This is a genomic window from Sorangium sp. So ce385, from assembly GCF_051474135.1.
Classification (GTDB): domain Bacteria; phylum Myxococcota_A; class Polyangia; order Polyangiales; family Polyangiaceae; genus Sorangium; species Sorangium cellulosum_D.
Genome location: NZ_CP150337.1, coordinates 3929789 through 3948019 on the forward strand (window position 1 = coordinate 3929789; position 18231 = coordinate 3948019).

15 protein-coding genes are annotated in these 18231 nt (G+C 73.0%); 11 read left to right on the forward strand and 4 right to left on the reverse strand.

Annotated elements, in window-relative coordinates:
• Window positions 1-38 precede the first annotated feature (38 nt).
• The 4 genes from WME83_RS14610 to WME83_RS14625 all read left to right on the forward strand — a co-directional run bounded on the left by WME83_RS14610 (window position 39) and on the right by WME83_RS14625 (window position 6822).
• Window positions 39-1685, forward strand: coding sequence for a hypothetical protein (locus WME83_RS14610; RefSeq protein ID WP_437319895.1), 1647 nt, complete (start codon window positions 39-41; stop codon window positions 1683-1685).
• 183 nt (window positions 1686-1868) lie between these two features.
• A complete protein-coding gene (locus WME83_RS14615; RefSeq protein WP_437319896.1) occupies window positions 1869-3917 on the forward strand; it encodes a MopE-related protein in 2049 nt (682 codons plus the stop codon).
• A 262-nt stretch (window positions 3918-4179) separates the two neighbouring features.
• Window positions 4180-4830: a hypothetical protein gene (locus tag WME83_RS14620; protein ID WP_437319897.1), complete on the forward strand. Its 651-nt coding sequence runs from the start codon at window positions 4180-4182 to the stop codon at window positions 4828-4830.
• Between the two features lie 468 nt (window positions 4831-5298).
• A complete protein-coding gene (locus WME83_RS14625) occupies window positions 5299-6822 on the forward strand; it encodes a helix-turn-helix transcriptional regulator (RefSeq protein WP_437319898.1) in 1524 nt (507 codons plus the stop codon).
• Between the two features lie 141 nt (window positions 6823-6963).
• On the opposite strand, the gene WME83_RS14630 is transcribed toward WME83_RS14625, so the two are convergent.
• A complete protein-coding gene (locus WME83_RS14630) occupies window positions 6964-8349 on the reverse strand; it encodes a KamA family radical SAM protein (protein ID WP_437319899.1) in 1386 nt (461 codons plus the stop codon).
• Window positions 8350-8564: 215 nt separating this feature from the next.
• Window positions 8565-9266, reverse strand: a complete 702-nt coding sequence (locus WME83_RS14635) for a transglycosylase SLT domain-containing protein (protein WP_437319900.1) — start codon at window positions 9264-9266, stop codon at window positions 8565-8567.
• 211 nt (window positions 9267-9477) lie between these two features.
• Here WME83_RS14635 and WME83_RS14640 point away from each other — a divergent pair, with 211 nt between their 5' ends.
• Window positions 9478-9963: a hypothetical protein gene (locus tag WME83_RS14640; protein WP_437319901.1), complete on the forward strand. Its 486-nt coding sequence runs from the start codon at window positions 9478-9480 to the stop codon at window positions 9961-9963.
• Between the two features lie 30 nt (window positions 9964-9993).
• Here WME83_RS14640 and WME83_RS14645 read toward each other — a convergent pair whose 3' ends face one another.
• Window positions 9994-11022, reverse strand: coding sequence for a CPBP family glutamic-type intramembrane protease (locus tag WME83_RS14645; RefSeq protein ID WP_437319902.1), 1029 nt, complete (start codon window positions 11020-11022; stop codon window positions 9994-9996).
• A 193-nt stretch (window positions 11023-11215) separates the two neighbouring features.
• Here WME83_RS14645 and WME83_RS14650 point away from each other — a divergent pair, with 193 nt between their 5' ends.
• The 3 genes from WME83_RS14650 (at window position 11216) to WME83_RS14660 (ending at window position 14491) form a co-directional block, all read left to right on the forward strand.
• Window positions 11216-11593: a hypothetical protein gene (locus tag WME83_RS14650; RefSeq protein WP_437319903.1), complete on the forward strand. Its 378-nt coding sequence runs from the start codon at window positions 11216-11218 to the stop codon at window positions 11591-11593.
• A 226-nt stretch (window positions 11594-11819) separates the two neighbouring features.
• Entirely contained in the window at window positions 11820-13751 is a 1932-nt protein-coding gene (speA, locus tag WME83_RS14655) for a biosynthetic arginine decarboxylase (RefSeq protein ID WP_437319904.1), read from the forward strand.
• An 8-nt stretch (window positions 13752-13759) separates the two neighbouring features.
• Window positions 13760-14491: a heme exporter protein CcmB gene (locus WME83_RS14660; protein WP_437319905.1), complete on the forward strand. Its 732-nt coding sequence runs from the start codon at window positions 13760-13762 to the stop codon at window positions 14489-14491.
• Window positions 14492-14566: 75 nt separating this feature from the next.
• Here WME83_RS14660 and WME83_RS14665 read toward each other — a convergent pair whose 3' ends face one another.
• A complete protein-coding gene (locus WME83_RS14665; RefSeq protein ID WP_437319906.1) occupies window positions 14567-15841 on the reverse strand; it encodes a 2Fe-2S iron-sulfur cluster-binding protein in 1275 nt (424 codons plus the stop codon).
• Window positions 15842-16063: 222 nt separating this feature from the next.
• Between WME83_RS14665 and WME83_RS14670 the strand changes: the two genes are divergently transcribed.
• Genes WME83_RS14670 through WME83_RS14680 form a run of 3 tightly spaced genes read left to right on the forward strand, consistent with a single transcriptional unit; the run spans window position 16064 to window position 18208 of the window.
• Window positions 16064-16681: a hypothetical protein gene (locus WME83_RS14670; RefSeq protein ID WP_437319907.1), complete on the forward strand. Its 618-nt coding sequence runs from the start codon at window positions 16064-16066 to the stop codon at window positions 16679-16681.
• Entirely contained in the window at window positions 16665-17336 is a 672-nt protein-coding gene (nadD, locus tag WME83_RS14675; RefSeq protein WP_437319908.1) for a nicotinate (nicotinamide) nucleotide adenylyltransferase, read from the forward strand. Before WME83_RS14670 ends, nadD begins: the two co-directional genes overlap by 17 nt.
• On the forward strand, window positions 17333-18208 hold the full coding sequence (locus tag WME83_RS14680) for a DUF2520 domain-containing protein (RefSeq protein ID WP_437319909.1): 876 nt from the start codon (window positions 17333-17335) through the stop codon (window positions 18206-18208). Before nadD ends, WME83_RS14680 begins: the two co-directional genes overlap by 4 nt.
• The last annotated feature ends 23 nt before the right edge of the window (window positions 18209-18231 follow it).

Sequence of the window (18231 nt, forward strand, 5' to 3'; positions counted from 1 at the left end):
GCGCCGCGCGCGGAGGGAAGGGGCGGGCCACCTTTCTCATGGAAATGCCCGGTTCGAGCCCGCCCGACAGCGCCCTCCCGCCCGCCGCGGCGCCGCCCCGGCGCGACGTCGCGGCGGAGCCCCCCGCGTCGCGGCGGCGGCCTGGCTGGGCGAGCGATCGCGGCTTCGTCGCGACCTTCGCGCTCCTCGCCGTCGCGGCCATCGTGCCGATATGGCGCGTGCGGTTCCTGCCGCTGCTCGATCTGCCGAACCACCTCGCGGCCGTTCATATCTGGCACCACTTCGATGAGCCGTGGACTCGCTACCGGGACTTCTACGAGCTCAGCCTCCGTCCGGCCCCGTACGGCGCCTATCACATCCTGACGCACCTCCTCGGCTACGCCGTCGACCTCGAGGACGCGAACCGGATCGTGCTCTCCGCGTACGTGCTCGGGATCCCCGCCGCGGCGCTCGGCTGGGCGCACCGGACGCGGCGCAGCCCCTGGCTCTCGCTGCTCACCTTCCCGCTGGCGTTCAGCCTCTCGTGGGCGTGCGGCTTCCTGCCGTTCCTCGTCGGCATCGCGCTGCTGCTCGCCGGCGTCGTCGCGCTCGATGCCTATCTCGAGCGGCCGAGCCCCGGGCGCGCCGCCGCCGTCGCGCTGCTCAGCGTCGGTTGCGGCCTCAGCCATCCGCTCATCCTCTTTGCCTATTACGTCTGCGTCGCCGCGCTGATGCTCTGCTATCTGCCCCGGTGGTCTCGCATCGCCGGCGCGCTGCCGCTCTTCGCGCCCGCCGTCGCGCTCATCGCCTGGCAGCTCGTCGCCTTCAAGAGCCCCATGGTCGACCTGCGGAGCGGCCCGCGCTTCCAGGGCGCCTGGGTGCCCTGGCACGAGATGCTCCGCTCGTTCCCCGAATACACGCTCAACTCGGTGTCGGGCGAACTCGACACCCAGCTCTTCTGGGTGCTGCTCGCGGTGGCGTCGCTGCTCTCGCTCTGGAGCTTGGCCCGGCGCTTCGGCCTGCTCCTCCCCGCACGCGACGCAGAGCCGCCTTCCAGCTCGCCTCTCGGCCGGCTGCACCACCAGCGCTCCCTCGTCCTCTGCGCCGCGATGGTGGCCTGTTATTTCCTCGTGCCGCTGCACCTCGCTCGCCCGTTCGACTGGTGGTTCGTGAGCGGGCGCTTCTCGCCGCTCATCTGCTTTTTCGGATTCCTGGCCATCCCGGCGCCGCTCCGGGGCCGCTCTCGCCTGCTGATGGCCCCTGCCGCGGCGGCCGCGCTCGTGCTGCCGCTCCACCTCTCGGAGAAATATGCGAGCTTCGACGAGCGGCTCGAGCCGTTTGCCCGCATGGTGGCGCGGATCCCGCCGGGCGCCGAGGTCCTCTTCGTGTCGCTGCCCCCGCGCACCGACGAGGCCTTGATCATCGAGGGCACGAACCATTTCTCCTCGTGGGTGCAGATCATGCGCGGGGGCTTCAGCGCGGATGGCTGGCACAACGTGGGTTTCCCCTTCAAGCTGAAGCGCCGGCTCCCCGCGCCGCCGTCGAACCGCGGTGAGTGGTTCAAGCCGGATGTCCACGGCGTCGCGTACGACTACGTGATCCTCCGCAACGAGCGGCCGGAGAGGCCTGTGTTCACCGCGGCGCACACCTCGTTTCGCCGGATCGAGCGCGAGGGCGCCTTCACGCTGTACGAGCGCACGCGCTGATCGCCGTCTCGGTCGCACCTCCGGCCAGCTCGGCCGAGCGCGCCGCGCGCATCACCGCCCGTCGAGAGGCGCAGCCGATCTCCGCGGATCCGCCATCGTCCGCGGCGCCGGCGGGGTATCCTGCGATCCTTGCGGTCGGGCGCGCCTCGGGGCGCCGCCTCCGCGGAGGGGAGCAGCTCGCCGATGCCGACAAGAACCCGCGCTGTCCGTCGCCGCCCGCTGGCCTGGACCGGAGGGCTCGTCGCCCTGGCGGGGCTCGCGCTCGCGTCCGCGGCGGCGCCGTCCTGCGCCGCCGGCGCCGGATCTCCCGGCGTTCCCCTGGGCGGCGGAGGGGAGGGCGGGGCCGATTGCCCGACCGACTGCTCCGCGGATCCGGGCGCTCCGCTCTGCGACCGGGCGACGGGCAGCTGCGTCGCGTGTCTCCCCGGCCCGGACGCGTGTCCGGCCGGCCAGGTGTGCGATCCCGAGGCGAAGCGCTGCGTGGCCGGATGTGAATCCCAGTCCGACTGCCCTGCTCCGCTCCACTGCGATCCCGCCGAGCACACCTGTGTTGCCTGTGTCACGGACGGCGATTGCCCTCCTGGCACGCTGTGCACCGGAGAGGGCGAGTGCGCTCAGGGCTGCTCGCCGGCGCGCCCGTGCGACGGCGGCGCCTCGTGCTGCGACGGGCTCTGCCGGGATCTCCAGACCGACGCGCTGAGCTGCGGCCTGTGCGGTCGGGCGTGTCCGGATCTGGCGCACGGCGAGAGCGCCTGCGTCGCGGGCGGCTGCGTGCTCAGCGCCTGCGACAGCGGCTTCCTCGATTGCAACGAGGACCCGGCGGACGGGTGCGAGCACGACGAGGGGGCGCGCGGGCCCTGCTCGTGCACGCCGGGCGAGGCGAGGGCGTGTTACCAGGGGGCGCCGGGCACTGAGGGCGCCGGTCCCTGCGCCCCCGGGGTCTCCACGTGCAGGCCGAGCGGACTCGGCTGGGGGCCGTGCCTCGACCAGGTGCTGCCGGAGCTCGACGCGTGCGCCGACGGCATCGACAACGACTGCGACGGCACGGTCGACAACCCGCCCGATGAGGACGGCGACGGGTGGACGATCTGCGAGGGCGATTGCTGCGACTCCTCGCTGGACGCGTGCGGCCCCCCGTCCCTCATGAACCCTGGCGCCTTCGAGGTGGCGGACAACGGGATCGACGACGACTGCGACGGCGCGGTCGACAACGCCTCGCCTTGCGACGAGGGGCTCGCGAGCGACTCGGCGACCGCGCTCGACTACGCGAAGGCGATGGATCTCTGCGCCACCACGACGGCGTCGCGGCGCACGTGGGGCGTCATCTCGGCGAGCTTCCGCCTCGCCGACGGCACCGGCGCGCCCGTGGCGGCCCAGCGGTCGATCCGCCGGGGCTTCGGCTCCGGCATCCTGCCGCTGCGGGGCGCGCGGATCGCGGTGCTCTCGACGGGCGTGGCCGCGGCCCAGGCGTCGCCGAACAACACGCGGCCGAGCTTCGCCCCGTTCCAGGGCGGCCAGGACATGGGCACGTCGAGCGGCATGCCCGCGGACTGGCTCGAGGCGAACGGCGAGCGCCTCCCGAACGCGCCCGGCTGTCCGGAGCCGCTGGGCGGCACGACGGCCCACGATCCCGTGATGCTGCGGCTGCGCGTGCGCGTGCCGACGAACGCGAGCTCGTTCAGCGTCTCGACGTTCTTCCTCTCGTCCGAATACCCGGAGTGGGTGTGCAGCCGGTTCAACGACTTCTTCCTCGCGCTGCTCGATTCCACGTTCGAGCCCTTCCCGGGCGAGGCGGCGAACCCCGACGACAAGAACCTCGCGTTCTACGATCCCCCGCCCGCCGGCGGCTCGGTCTACCCGCTGGGCGTGAACCTCGCATTCGGCGATACCGGGCTCTTCACCCAGTGCGTCAACGGGCCGACCGGGTGCGGCGGCGGCGCCAAGGCCGGCTCGACGACCACCTGCACGGGCATCGGTCAGCTCCTCGGGACGGGGTTCGACATCACGAGGCCGCCTGCGCAGAGCGAGGGCGAGCCTGGCTGGTGCGGCACGAGCGAGCGCGCCGGTGGCGGGACCGGCTGGCTGGTCATGAACGGCAACGTCGTCCCCGGAGAGGTCATGGAGCTGCGATTTGTGATTTGGGACACCAATGATCCTTGGAACGACTCCGTCGCGCTCCTCGACAACTTCCGGTGGTCGGCCTTTGCCGCGACGCCGGGTACGCGCGACTGAGGGGCCGAGCGCGGCCTGCTGGCGGAGAGGTGGCGGAGAGGTGGCGGAGAGGGCCATGTCGTCGGATGTCGCCTCTGGAGGCGGCACCTCGCGTCGGGCCCTCGGGCAGCGGCGTCCAGGGGGCGCAGGCGGCGTCCAGGGGGCGCGCGAACGCAGCGGACGGACGGCGACCCGTTTACACTGCGCGTCGAGCCGGGGACCGCGGCACGCATCCCTCGGTCGCGCTCGAAGGAGCGCTTCTGTTCATCACCAAGGAGACTGCATGAGGAGAACGATGACCCCGCTCGCGCTGTTGCTCGCGAGCCTGTCCTTCGCCACGCTCGGCTGCGACAGCAAGGGGAGCGACGCGACGACCCCGGGGGCGGTGGCTGAGGGCAAGCCGACCGAGAGCGCGGCCCCGGTGGCGACGACGGCCGCGCCGGCCGCGACGCCGGCCGCGGCCACCGCCGAGCCTTCGGCGGCTGCAGCGGCTGCGCCGGCGGAGACGGCTGCGGCGGCGGTCGCGCCGGCGGAGACGGCCGCGGCCGACGCGAAGGCGGAGACGGCTGCGGCGGCCGCGAAGGCGACCGCGGCGGCGGCGGCGGCTGCGCCGGCGGCGACCGGCGCTGCCCAGGCGGGCGAGAAGAAGTTCGAGTGCGGTGCGAAGGGCCAGAAGCTCTGTCCGATGCAGGCCTGGATGAAGAGCACGATGGCCTCGGCGACCTCGAGCGGCGACGGCGAGAAGATCGCGGCGGCGCTCCAGTACGTGGCCGGCAAGCCGCCGCCGGGCATGGGCAGCTGGGGGGCGATCTCCAAGGCCGGCGCCGCCAAGGCGAAGGCCGGCGACATCGACGGGGCGAAGGCGAGCTGCAAGCAGTGCCACGACCTCTACAAGGAGCAGTACAAGAAGACGATGCGCGATCGTCCCTGGTGAGCCGCTCGCGGCGCCTGGCGGGGGCGCCCCCGTGCGCCCGGCGCGCCGCTGCGTCTCTGCGGCTCACGTGTAGATAAGTTAGGATAACTAACAGATTTACGGGTGCGCGGTGCCCGCGCGCGCCCCCCCCGGCGCCGCGGCCGGAGCCCGGCGTGCGGCGGGCGATGCGCGTGTCCTCGTGTGCCCGCGCCGCCCGCAGCCAGACCGCAGCCGACGTGCGGCGGGCGACGCGCGTGTCCTCGTGTGCCCGCGCCGCCCGCAGCCAGAGCGCAGCCGCAGCCGCAGCCGACGTGCGGCGGGCGATGCGCGTGTCCTCGTGTGCCCGCGCCGCCCGCAGCCAGAGCGCAGCCGGAGCCGACGCGCGACGCGTGTGTCCTCGTGCGCCCGCGCCGCGGTCGCCGTCCGGCTGGCGGAGCGCGGGACAAACATCTTGGATGGGGAGGGGTGATGCGATAGAGCGCTGAGCTGATGGCGCGCGCTGCTCGCACAGGCCCTGGGGGTGCCCCTGCGCCGGCCACCTCGCCCGCTCGCGCGCGGGGGGCCGCCGGCTCGAGCGGGGCCGCGGGCGCGCCCCGCGGGCGCGTCGGACAGGCCGCCGACCCGTTCTCCAGCAGCGCGCTGCCGCCCTCGAAGCCGCGCGCGGGCGTGACGCCGCGGCTCACGGGGGACGCCGCGCCCGAGGTCAGGCCGAGCACGGCGGCCCCGCCTCCGCCGAGCGTGCGCCCTCCGCCGAGCGTGCGCCCTCCGCCGAGCGTGCGCCCTCCGCCGAGCGTGCGCCCTCCGCCGAGCGTGCGCCCTCCGGCGGCCCCGGCGCGGACGGACGCGCCCCCTCCGGCGGCCGCCTCGAAGAGGCCTCCTGCGCCGGAGGACGACGAGGACGAGGACGAGGACGAGGAGGACGACGCCAAGGGCGGCCCGCGGCGCGGCCGGCCGCGCGGCCCGTTCACGCAGCACCGGCGGCTCGACTCGCTGCGCAGCCTGCTGCAGAAGCACCCTGCCGGCCTGACGATCTACGACCTCGCGCGCGAGCTCAACGTCACGCCGCGCTCGCTCCGGCGCTACCTCGTCGAGGTCAAGCGCGAGCTCGATCTCGTGTCGGTCGCCACGCGCCCTGGCGGCCCTCGCCTCTGGCGCCTCTCGCCGAGCGAGGCGCCCCGGCGCGTCGAGGTGCGGCGGACGCAGGCGTACGCCCTGCTCGCCGCCCGCCGTCTCTTCGAGCCGATGCGCGGCTCGACGCTCTTCGAGGAGATCGACCTCGCCGCGCAGCGGCTGCTCGGCGTCGCGCGCAGGCCAGGGCGCGGCCCGAACGCTGGCGTCGCCGACGCGCGGCTGGAGGAGCGGTTCCTCTACCTCCCGTTCGCCCCGAAGGACTACGCCGCGCGGACCGAGGAGCTCGACGACCTGTTCCAGTCCGTCGCCGATCTGCGCCCGCTCCGATGTCGTTACCGCCGCTCGCGGGACGGGCGCGAGGAGCGGGTGCTCATCCATCCGTACGCGCTCGTCCTCTACAAGGACGCGATCTACTGCGTGGGCCTCCACGTGAGCCGCGGCGAGGTGCGCACGTTCCTGCTCGATCGCATGCGCGACACGGAGTGCGCGGTCACCGAGCGCTTCGAGCTGCCCCCTGATTTCTCCATCGACGACTACTTCCAGGGCCAGTTCGGCATCTGGCGCGGCGGCGAGCCCCGGCGCGTCGTGATCGACTTCGACGAGCGCGTGACCGAGTTCGTGCGGACGCGCAAGGTGCACCCCTCCCAGGAGATCACGCAGCTGCCCGGCGGCGGCGTGCGGCTCACGATGCACATCGGCGACATGACCGAGCTCGCGACGTGGGTGCTCGGCTTCGGCGAGACCGCCCGCGTGGTCGAGCCGCCCGACCTCGTGGACCGCGTGAAGCGCGAGCTCGCCGGCGCGCTCGCACGCTACGCCGAGCCGCCGCCGGTCGAGGGCTCCGGACGGGCCGAGGGCTCGGGGCAAGCCGACGGCCAGTAGGGCCTCGCGGGCGCGCCTGCCGCCGCGAGCTCACGCGCGAGCGCGCGCCTGCCGCCGTGAGCTCGCGCGCGGGCGCTCGCCGCGCGCGGCTCCTCCACCCCTGGCCGCGCGCGGCCCCCCACCGCCGGCGCGCGGGCCGCCTCACCGCGTCGCGCGGAGCGCCTCGTCGATCATCTTCTGGTGCTCCGCCGGGTCCGCCCAGCGGGCGCGCCCCTCGGGCGGGAGCTGATCGATCGGATCGAAGTACGTGTACCGCTGCCCCGGCTTGACGCTCGGCGCCTCGAACACCGAGATCCCGGTCGTGCGGTCGTAGTGCTCGAACGAGTGCGCGTCGCGCTTGCCGCCGCCGCCGGGCGCGTCGACGACGAACGTCGGCGTGTTGAACCCGGCGGTCGAGCCGCGCACGTGCTTCTCGATCATGAGCCCGGTCGCGAGCGTGGTCCGGAGGTCCTCCACGCCGCGGACGAGATCGTGGATGTAGACGTAGTAGGGGTGCACGTGCAGGTGCCCCAGGCGCTTCACGAGCAGCTTCATCGTCTCGGGCGTGTCGTTCACCCCGCGCTGCAGCACCGACTGGTTCCTCACCGTGATCCCGCGCTCGAACAGCTTGTTCATCGCGTCGCGGGTGATGCCGGTGATCTCGTTCGGGTGGTTGAAGTGCGTGTGGATCACGACCTCCTTGTGCAGCCTCCGTCCGAGCTCCACCGTGCGCGTCACCGCGTCGATCCACTCGTCGTCGGTGAGGATCTTCTGCGGCATCACGGCCGGGCCCTTGGTGGCGAGGCGGATGCGCTGGATGTTCGGCAGCCCGAGGAGCGTCTCGCCGATCGCGCTGATCTGCTCCGGCCGCAGGTTGTACGCGTCGCCGCCGGAGACGACGATGTCCTCCAGCTCCGGGCGCGACGCGATGTACGCGTACGCGCGCTTCCACCGCTCCTCGTCGACCTTGAAGTGGGTCTTCTCGACCTCCTCCGTGTCGATGCCCACCGCGTAGCTGCGCGTGCAGAAGCGGCAGTACACGGGGCAGGTGTCGAGCGGGAGGAACAGCGCCTTGTCGGCGTACCGGTGCGTCAGCCCCGGGACGGGCGCGTCGGCGCGCTCGTGCAGCGAGTCGAGCCCGAGCTTCGGGTGATCCGGCAGGAAGCGCGAGGCCAGCGGGATGAACTGCGTCCGGAGCGGATCGCCGTACGGATCGTTCCAGTCGATCAGCGAGAGCATGTACGGCGAGACGCGCACGCTCATGGGCGCGTGCGCGAAGCCCTCGGTCGCGTCCCGGATGAAGTCGTCCGACACCATCCCGCGCAGCGTGTCGAGCAGCTTGTCCGGGCGGGTGATCGACTTTTTCGCCTGCCACCGGTGATCCATGAACTGCTCGTCGGTCACCTCGGCGTACGCCGGGATCCTCCGGAAGTCGGGCACCTCGAGCAGCCTCGTGTGCTGGAGCGACGCCGGATCTACCGGCGGCTTGAGGGGCGCGATGTCGGGGCTTCGCTTGGTGAGTTCGATGAGGCTCGAGGTGGTCGTCATGTGGTGGACCCTTGCCCGTACGGAGCAAAGAGAGCGTGATGGATGGCCGCCTGCCCGCACCTGCGCTTCCCGGGGCCTGCCCGGGGGGCGGCTGCGGCAGCCGTTCCTGGGATCGTAGCATCGCGGTACCCCGGTCGGGGGCGGTGTGCGCTACGCCGCGCGGTCGAGCGCGTCTCCGGCTGGCGAGCGGAGGGGTGGTGCGGCGGGCGAGCCGATCAGGGCTCGATGGAGGCCACCGTGGTGTCCCGGGTGGTGCGGTAGCGCGCGTAGTAGGTCCGCACGCGCGTCACGTAAGCCTGGGTCTCCTCGTAGGGCGGGATGCCGCCGTGCCGCATCACCGCCCCTTCGCCGGCGTTGTACCCGGCGATGGTGAGATCGAGATCTCCGTTGAAGAGGTTGGCCAGGATGCGCAGGTACCGCGTTCCTCCGAAGATGTTCTCCCGCGCGTCGAACGGGTCGCGCACCTGCATGCGGAGGGCGGTCTCGGGCATCAGCTGCATCAGCCCCTGCGCGCCGACGGGCGAGACCGCGCGCGGATCGTAGTCGCTCTCGCACTTGATGACGGCGCGGACGAGCTCCTCGGGGATCTGGTAGAGCGTCGCCGCCTGGCGGATCCACGTGTCGTAGCGGCTGAAGCGCTCGAGGGACTTGTCGCTCGGGGCGACCGGGGCCACGCCGGGGCGGGTCCCGGGGCGGCGCCCGTCGCCCTTGATGTACACCTTGAACCGCGCGTCGCCGGCGGCGCGGTTCGAGAAGTGCACCGTTCCATCCGCGTCGGTGTACGTGAAGATATCGGCGAGCGCGCTGCCCGGGTGCAGCGCGAGGGCGGCCAGCCCGAGCGCGGCGACGAGGGCCCGCAGGGGCACGCGGACGGAGGAGCCGGAGGTCGACTGGACGGGCATTTCTCGGCTCAGCATAGGTTGGGATCGCCTGCTCGCGCAAACCGCACCGTGGCGGCGGAAAGGATCGTCGCGGAACGTCGCGGAACGTCGCGGAACGTCGTGACGAACGCCGCGGCGGGCGGCGGGATTCCGAGGACGGCCGCGCGAGGCCGTCCACCGCGCGGGGCGCGCGCGCGGAAGCTCGCTCTGGTGAGCACGTCCCGGGCGCTGTACTAAGGCGGGCGCCATGGAGATCGGCTGGCGACACGTGCTCGCGGGGGTTGCGGCCCTCTTCATCCTGTTCCTCGTCATCAAGATGCGCCCTGCCCGGCGGCGCCGGGACGCGCTGAGCGCCGAGGTCCAGGCCGCGCGGGAGCGCGCGCGGCGCGCCGCGACCCCGCGCGAGCGGGCCGAGGCGCTGTGCGACGCGGGCGTGCAGGCGATGCGCGGCGGCCGCCGCGTCACCGCCGCCGTGGGCTTCTTCGTGCGCGCGATGCGGGCCGACCCCGCCTCCGCCCGGGTCATCGAGCTCGCGAGCGGCGCGCTGGCCAGGCGCAGGCCCCGGCTCCTGGAGAAGATCCTCTGGCGGCGGCTCGCGGTGCTCCCCTGGGAAGGCGAGCACCGCGACGCGGCGCGCGCGGCCGCCGTCGGGCTGGAGGCACTGTACCGGCGCGAGATCCGGGACCGGAGCCGCGCCGAGATCATGCGCAAGCTGACCCGGACGCTCGGCTGAGCCGCCGCGCGAGGGCCGGCGGCGCCGGCGTCACGTCCCCCAGAACGATCGCGGCAGCGCGCCGCGGTTCGACAGCGCGACGAGGTCCATGAGCAGCGCGATCGTGACGTGGACCAGGAAGCCCGAGTAGATGCTCTTCGTGCGCATCGCCAGCGAGCCGAGCGCGATCCCGGCGACCACCGCGCCGGCCGCCTCCAGGTACGGCTTGCCGAAATGGATCATGCAGTAGGGGACGACCATCGCGAAGATCGCGCCGGAGCCCAGGGTGTGGCGCAGGCCGGCGAGCCAGAAGCCGCGGAAGAAGATCTCCAGCGCGAAGAACTGGGCGAAGTACATCGCCTCCCAGGCGATGAGGTCGAACCAGGAGCGGGAGGACTGCTTGTAGAAGGGGTAGTAGGTCCCGAAGTCGGGCGCGCTCGCGACGATGAACACCGCCGGGACCACGACGGCGAGGCAGAGCAGGTAGATCCACGCGTGCTGCGCGAGCCCCCGGACGCGCAGCCCCATGTCGAGCAGGCTGTCCCTGGGGAAGCAGAGCTTCCACCCGACCATGGGGATGGCCACGTAGCCGAAGACGCGGGTGAACGACCACCACACGTAGCTGTAGAGCTCGTCGTAGCGGCGGAGCGAGATCGGCACGATCACCCCGGCCGGCGAGAGCGTCTGGGCGAGCTCGAGCTCGCGCAGCCACGGCCGGATGTGCTCGTCGTAGACCGCCCGGCCGCCGTAGTACTGCTGCAGCATGAGCACGACCGCGGTGATCGTGAACAGGACCGCGGGGCGGCGGTCGTAGCCCCCGGCGGCGAGGGTGCGCCGCTGGTGCTCGTGGGCCTCGACGTCGAGCTCCCGCCAGGTGCGCCGGAAGAAGAGCCACAGGACGGGCGCGAGCGCGATGAACGCGGCGACCGGGAACAGCGCCTTCAGCAGGGTGCTCGCCAGCGCCGACGAGGGCTCGGCGAGGCGAGCGGTCGCGTCCGGGGGCGGCCGGAGCGGCCGGAGCCGGTCGACGTGCGCCACGAGCCAGCTCCCCAGGTTGAGCATCGGCGCGCCCTGTACCATGATCCGCGGCCCAGCACAGCGCCGACGCGCGGGCTCCGCCGCCGCCGCGCCCTCCGCCGCCGCCGCGGTCCTCCGCGGCGCGCCCTTGCGGTGACCCCGGCCGCTCTGCTAGATCGCGCTCCCTCTTCAATGCCGCGCGAGTCATCTCGCGCATTTCCGGCGCAGGCCCCGCCTGCCCGTGGGAGTCTCAGCAATGGCCAGCAAAAATCCGCTTGCGATCGTGAAGGAGCGCTTCGGCGACAAGGCGAAGCTCGTCGAGGCCCTGAAGGGGCTCGCGACCGAGGACCTCTGGCTCGGGCGCGTCAGCACGGATCGGGGCGGTTCCAAGGGGCTGGAGCACGTGTCGAACGCCAAGCTCCTCCGCCTGCACGCGACGTTCAGCACGGTGAAGGAGAAGTTCGGGACGCGCGCGAAGCTCATCGACGAGACGCTGGCGGTCCTGAACCGGTCGAAGGACCAGGGCTACAGGAAGCGCCTCGAGGCGTACCCGGTGCCGCGCCTCTACGACCTCTACCAGTCGGCCTCGAAGCGGGCGAAGGCCGCCCCGGCGACCCCGAAAGCTCAGGCCTGAGCTGCCCGCTCGTCGAGCGCGCCGTCCATGCCGGACCGGACCGGGCTGCCCGCCCTTGAAGGTCCGGCGTTCCTATCGTAATTGAGCCGCGTCGCCAGCGCGCGGCGTCCAGCCGTCCAGCGTCGGACCGACGATCTGACGTCCCCCTGATGAGCCTGAAGCCCCCCGTGGGCCCTCCCAGAAAGGTGGGTGTCGCCCGCCGCGAGCCCCGCCAAGGAGAACGACTGTGAGCAGCGCGCACGAGACCGAGACCGGCGACTGGACCACGGAAGACGCCAAGTCGCTCTACATGATCGACCGCTGGGGTCGCGGCTATTTCGACGTGAGCCCGGACGGCAACCTCACCGTCGCCCCGCTCCAGGAGCGCGGCAGCAAGATCGCGATCCGCGACGTCGTGGACGCGGCGCTCGAGCAGGGGCTCCGCACGCCGCTCCTGATCCGCTTCCAGGACCTGCTCCACCACCGCGTGCGGTCGCTCAACGAGGCGTTCAACAAGGCGATCGCCGAGAGCAAGTTCCGCGGGACGTACCGCGGCGTGTTCCCGATCAAGGTGAACCAGCTCCGGGAGGTCGTGGAGGAGATCCTCGACGCGGGCAAGACCTACCATTACGGCGTCGAGGTCGGCTCCAAGCCCGAGGTCTTCGCGGGCCTGTCGGTCCACCACGACCCCGAGTCGCTCATCGTCTGCAACGGCTACAAGGACGAGAACTTCATCCGGACGGCGCTGATCGGGCGCAAGCTCGGCAAGAAGGTGATCCTCATCGCGGAGAAGCTCTCCGAGGTGCGGATGATCACCCGCGTCGCCAAGGACATGAACGTCGAGCCGATGATCGGCCTCCGGGTGCGGCTGCTCACCGAGGGCGCGGGCAAGTGGAAGACGTCCGGCGGCGAGAACGCGAAGTTCGGGCTCTCCACCGCCGAGATCCTCGCGGCGATCCGGATCATGGACGAGGCGGGGATGAGCGCCTCGTTCAAGCTCCTCCATTTCCACATCGGCTCGCAGGTGCCGGACATCCTGATCATCAAGCGCGCCGTGCGCGAGGCGACGCGCTACTACGCGAAGCTCCGCAAGATGGGGCAGCGCATCGAGTACATCGACGTCGGCGGCGGCCTCGCCATCGACTACGACGGCTCGCGCTCGACCTTCCACTCCTCGATGAACTACTCGGTCGAGGAGTACGCGCGCGACATCGTGCACAACATCGCGGACATCTGCGACGAGGAGCGGGTGCCTCACCCGAACATCGTCTCGGAGTCCGGCCGCGCGATCGTCGCGCACCACTCGGTGCTGGTCGTCCAGGCGTTCGGCTCGATCGAGAAGACGCCGATGTCGCCGATCGACATCCAGACCGAGGAGCACAAGCTCATCCAGAACCTCCTCTACATCAAGGACAACCTCTCCGGGCCGAACCTCGGCGAGTCGTGGCACGACCTGCTCCAGATCAAGGAGGAGGCGCAGAAGATGTTCGAGCTCGGCCTGCTCAACCTCGACGTGAAGGCCCGGGTCGAGATCCTCTTCTGGGAGATCGCCGAGGCGATGGAGAAGATCGCGTCGGAGCTCGACCCCGAGGAGGTGCCGGACGATCTCGGCGAGCTCCGCAAGCAGCTCGCCGACCAGTACATCTGCAACTTCTCGGTGTTCCAGTCGCTGCTCGATCACTGGGCGCTCGGCGCGCTCTTCCCGATCGTGCCGATCCACCGGCTGAACGAGCGCCCCGCGGCGGACAGCACGCTCGTCGACATCACCTGCGACTCCGACGGCAAGGTGAGCAAGTTCATCGATCTCAACGACGTGAAGGACACGCTCCCGCTGCACCCGATCGTGGGCGACCAGCCGTACTACGTCGGCATCTTCCTGACCGGCGCGTACCAGGACATCATGGGCGACATCCACAACCTCTTCGGCCGGGTCAACGAGGTGCACGTCTTCCTCGATGACGACGAGGAGAGCGGGTACTACATCGAGGAGACGATCGCCGGGAACAAGATCCACGAGGTCCTGGCGCTGACCCAGTACGACAACCGCGATCTCGTCGGGAAGGTGAAGGCCCAGGTGGACGGCGCGATCAAGCAGGACCTGCTCAAGCCGACCGAGGGCATGCGGCTGCTCGCCGACTACGAGCGGGGGCTCAAGGACCAGACGTACCTGAGCCTCTGAGCGGCGCCGTGCTCTCCGAGACCACGGCGCCCGCGGGCCCGGCGTCCCTGTCGAGGCGCCGGCCCGGGTGGGTGCGCCAGTCGATGCTCGTCGCGCGGAAGGATCTCGCGATCGAGCTCGCCACCGGCGAGATCGTCACGACGAGCGGGTTCTTTGCGGTGCTCGTCGCCGTGATCGCGTCGCTCGCGTTCTACGCCGGGCAGGACGCGGCCGAGCGGGTCGCGCCCGGCGTGATCTGGGTGAGCGTGGCGTTCGCGTCGGTGCTCGCGCTGAGCCGCACGTGGCAGCGGGAGCGCGAGGACGGCGCGCTCTCGGGCCTGCTCGTCCTGCCGATCGCGCGGAGCGCCCTGTTCGCCGGCAAGGCGCTCGGGCTCTGCGTCTTCGTGATCGCGGTCGAGGCGATCATCATCCCTGCCGCGGCGCTCCTCTTCGCGGTGGATCTCGCGAAGACGGGCGCGGGGCTCGCGCTCTTCTGCCTCGCGGCGACGCCGGGCATCGCCGCGAGCGGCACCCTCTTCGGGGCCATGACCGTGCGCACGCGCGCCCGCGATCTCGTGCTCGCGAGCGTCCTCTTCCCGCTGCTCGCGCCCACCCTGCTCGCCGCGGTCGCGGGGACGCGGGAGCTCTTCGGCGGCGCGACGCTCGGCGAGCTCACCGACTACGTGGCGCTCATGGGCGTGTTCGACGTCGTGTTCATCGCGGGCGGGATCGGCCTCTTCGATCTGATCATCGACGGCTGACCCGCCGCGCGGCCGCGCCGCGACGATCGCGGCGCGCTGGGCCGCGGCGCTCGCGGCGCGCCGGTCATCCCGGGCTCACGCGGCCGCGCCGCGCGCCGCGAGCACATCGTCGGCGAGGAGCGCCGCCGCCCGCTCGACGCCGTCGAGATCGAGCGCGGCGCCGGTGCACTCGCCGATCGCCCACACGCCGTCGCCGGCCCGGCCGCGCGCGTCGACCCGCACGGCGTACCCCGCGCGCGGGTCGACCTCGACGCGCGCGCCCGCCTGCGCGGCGACCTCGAACGAGGGCGCGGCCGGCGCCTCGACGGCGAGCGCCACCACCTTGAGATCGCTCGTCGGGCTGCCTTGGGCGGAGGGCGCGCCGCGCACGGTCACGCTCTTCACCTGCGAGATCCCGTTCACCGCGGCGAGCGCGGCGAGCGGGATCCGCGCCGCGAGCCGGTCGCCGAGGGCGCTCGCGAGCTCGTCGGCCCAGAAGCCCTCGCCCGCGATCGCGACGGGGCCGGTCGGCTCGACGCCGCAGGCGAGCAGCCGGCAGAGCGCGCGCGCCGAGAAGACCCCGGGCAGATCGTTGTTCGGGAACGCCGCGACGCCGTCGTGCGCCCCGGTGGCGAAGACCAGCGCGGGCGCCTCGATCACGGTCGCGCCCGCGTCGCCGGCGACCAGGAGCTCGCCGAGGTAGACGCCGGCCGCCACGTGCCGGCAGAGCACGCGCACCCCGTCGAGCGGGTGCCGCGCGAGGAGCTCCGCCGCCCGGCGCGGCGCCCCGGCGAGCGACCCGGCGGGGGCGAGGCCGTCGTCGATCAGCGCGACGCGCAGGCCGCGCGCCGCGAGCGCCGACGCCGCCGAGACGCCGGCGGGCCCGGCGCCGATCACCGCCGCGTCCAGCGCGAGCCGCGCGGCGGGCTCCGGCGGGAGCGGCGCGCTCGGCAGCCGGCCGAGCCCCGCCAGCTTGCGCGCGATCGACTGCATGACCCCGGACAGCCCGGGGACGCCGGCCATCAGGTGGTGGTGGTCGATCCCCTGCGGGAAGAACCAGTCGGTCACCCGCAGCAGATCCGCCTCCCGCGAGCCGACCACGTTCTGCACCTCGATGCGCTCGCCGCCGGCGGCCGGCCGCAGGCAGGTCATCACGTTGGGCACCCCGTCGACCCGCGCCAGGCAGCCGTCGCAGCCGCCGCGCAGGCAGGTCGGCGCGCGCGGGCGGTGCAGCTTCGGGCTCCGCGCGAGCGTCACGCGCCCGGAGGCGAGCAGCGCCACGGCCAGGGGCTCTCCCCGCTCCGCCGGGACGTCCGCTCCGTCGAGGGTGATGGTGACCGGATCCCGGAGCGCGCGACCTCGCCGAAACATGGGCGGACGCTAGCAGACGCGCGCCGGGCGCGCGCGCCGCGGGCCAGGGAAAACGCGGGAGCGACGCGGCAGGGAAACGGCAAGCAAGCGGCAGGGAAAGCGGCAAGCAAGCGGCAGGGAACCGGCAGGGAAGCAGCACGGAAAACGCGCGGCGTCGCCGGCGCGCGCGCGCGGCGCGGAGAAGGTGCCCCCCGCTTCGCGCGCTGATCTATGCTGTGGCCGATGCGCCTCGGCGTCCTCGGCCCTGCACAGGGTGATCTGCCCGCGCTCGCTCGCGGCGCCCAGCACCTGCTCGACGAAGGCCACGCCGAGCGGGTCATCTACGTCGCCGAGGACGACGCGCTCGACCGGGTCGTCGAGGGCTGGGCGCAGAGCCTGGTCGGCGCGAACCCCGCCGAGGGCGCCCTGTTCGACCGGGCCGCGCGCTGCGCCGCCGCGACGCCGGAGCAGCTCGACGCGTTCGTGGCGTCCGAGCGGGCGCGGCTGCGCCTCAAGGTGCTGATGAGCCTCCCGCCGGGCCAGCGCACCATCGAGATCCTGGACGGGCGCGTCGCGCTGTTCGTGTTCGACAAGGCGGCGCTCGACGAGGAGGACATCGTCGCGGCGTCGCTCCTCGTCTTCGGCAAGAGCTCCGAGCCGCTCATCAAGAAGGTCGGCCCGCGGACGTTCTTCTCTCCCGGGCCGATCGGCTCCGAGGGCGGCCGGGCGCTCCTCGACGACGGGCAGGGCGGGGTGCGGATCGAGGTGATCAACGCGAGCGGCGCGGTGACCGCGCGCGAGATCGTCGGCCCGCCCGCGGCCGGCCCCAAGCTGAGGGTTCAAGGTGGCTCGCACGGCTGAGGGCGCCGCGGGCGCGACGGGCGGGCGCGCGCGCGGGTCAGCGTCAGAAGCGCGCCGCGTCGCGATCTTCGGCGGCAGCTTCAACCCGCCCCACGTGGCGCACGTGCTCGCGGCCACCTACGCGATCTCCGTCGCGCCGATCGACGAGGTGCTCGTCGTCCCCGTCTACCGCCACCCCTTCTCCAAGGAGCTCGCGCCCTTCGAGCATCGCCTGGCCATGTGCCAGCTCGCGCTCGGCTGGCTCCCGGGCGTGTCGGTCTCGGCGGTCGAGCGCGATCTCGGCGGCGAGAGCCTCACGCTGCGCACGCTCGAGCACCTCGCCGCCGCGCACCCCGGCTGGGCGATGCGCCTGCTCGTCGGCGCCGACGTGCTCCCGGATCTGCCGCGCTGGCACCGCTTCGATCGCATCGAGCAGCTCGCCCCGCCGATCGTCCTCGGCCGCTCCGGCTTCGCCGCGACCGCCGCGGAGCGCCTCGACGCGGCGGCGGACCCGCGCCCGCTCCTGCGCCCCGCGGACGTGCTCCTCCCGCAGATCTCGAGCAGCGAGATCCGCCGGGCGTTCGCCGCGGGCGATCTGGAGGCCGTCCGCCAGCGCGTGCCGCGCGCCGTGCTCGACTACGCGCTCGCGCACGGCCTATACGGGAGCGGCGCATGAACGAGATGGACAGCACGCGCCCGTCGCCGATGCACCGGGACGACAGCGCCCTCCCGGAGGTGTTCATCTACGGCGCCGGCAAGGTGGGCCGCGGGCTCGCGCGCGCGAGCCGCGACGCGGGGCTGTCGGTCACGCTGCGGCCCGCGCGGGACGGGCTGCCGACGGAGCGCATCGAGGCGGACCTCGTGATCCTGGCCGTGCGCGATGGGGCCATCGCGCCCGCCGCCGAGGCGATGCGCGCCCTGCGGCTCGTCGGCCACCGGGACGTCGCGGTGGTGCACTGCGCCGGCGCGCTCGGCCCGGAGGCGCTCGCCGCGGTGCGGGGCCGCCGCGTCTCGGTCGCGCAGATGCACCCGATGATCTCGTTCGCCTCGCCCGCGTTCGTGCCGTTCCTCGAGCGCGGCCACCTCCACATCGACGGCGATCCCGCCGCCGTGCGCGCCGCGCGCGCGCTCGGCGTGCGCCTCGGGATGACGCCGCGCACGTTCTCCGGCCTCGACCGCGTCGCTTACCACGCCGCCGCCGGCCTCGTGGCCAACGGCGCCGCGGCGCTCGCCGCCGCCGGGGTCGACCTGCTCGAGCGCGCCGGCATCGAGCGAAAGACCGCCGCCGAGATGCTCGGCCCGCTGCTGCGCACGGTGGCGGACAACGTCGAGGTGCTCGGCGTACCCGAGGCCCTCACGGGGCCGGTCCGGCGCGGCGACGCGCCCGGCGTCGCGCGGCACCTCGAGACGCTCCGCCGGCTCGCGCCGCACCTCGTTCCGTTCTACGTCGCCGCCGCGGCCACGCAGCTCCCGCTGGCCCGCGCCCTGGGCGAAGCCCCTCCGGACGCGTTCGACGCGATCCAGCAGGTCCTGGACGGAACCAGGTAGTCGCACTGAAATTTTCTACTGGT

Coding starts and splice junctions, on each gene's coding strand:
- WME83_RS14640 (WP_437319901.1), top strand. CDS start 9,478: ATGGAGATCGGCTGGCGACACGTGCTCGCGGGGGTTGCGGCCCTCTTC.
- WME83_RS14645 (WP_437319902.1), bottom strand. CDS start 11,022: ATGGTACAGGGCGCGCCGATGCTCAACCTGGGGAGCTGGCTCGTGGCG.
- WME83_RS14665 (WP_437319906.1), bottom strand. CDS start 15,841: ATGTTTCGGCGAGGTCGCGCGCTCCGGGATCCGGTCACCATCACCCTC.
- WME83_RS14620 (WP_437319897.1), top strand. CDS start 4,180: ATGAGGAGAACGATGACCCCGCTCGCGCTGTTGCTCGCGAGCCTGTCC.
- WME83_RS14625 (WP_437319898.1), top strand. CDS start 5,299: ATGGCGCGCGCTGCTCGCACAGGCCCTGGGGGTGCCCCTGCGCCGGCC.
- WME83_RS14635 (WP_437319900.1), bottom strand. CDS start 9,266: ATGCTGAGCCGAGAAATGCCCGTCCAGTCGACCTCCGGCTCCTCCGTC.
- WME83_RS14650 (WP_437319903.1), top strand. CDS start 11,216: ATGGCCAGCAAAAATCCGCTTGCGATCGTGAAGGAGCGCTTCGGCGAC.
- WME83_RS14610 (WP_437319895.1), top strand. CDS start 39: ATGGAAATGCCCGGTTCGAGCCCGCCCGACAGCGCCCTCCCGCCCGCC.
- WME83_RS14615 (WP_437319896.1), top strand. CDS start 1,869: ATGCCGACAAGAACCCGCGCTGTCCGTCGCCGCCCGCTGGCCTGGACC.
- WME83_RS14670 (WP_437319907.1), top strand. CDS start 16,064: ATGCGCCTCGGCGTCCTCGGCCCTGCACAGGGTGATCTGCCCGCGCTC.
- WME83_RS14630 (WP_437319899.1), bottom strand. CDS start 8,349: ATGACGACCACCTCGAGCCTCATCGAACTCACCAAGCGAAGCCCCGAC.
- WME83_RS14680 (WP_437319909.1), top strand. CDS start 17,333: ATGAACGAGATGGACAGCACGCGCCCGTCGCCGATGCACCGGGACGAC.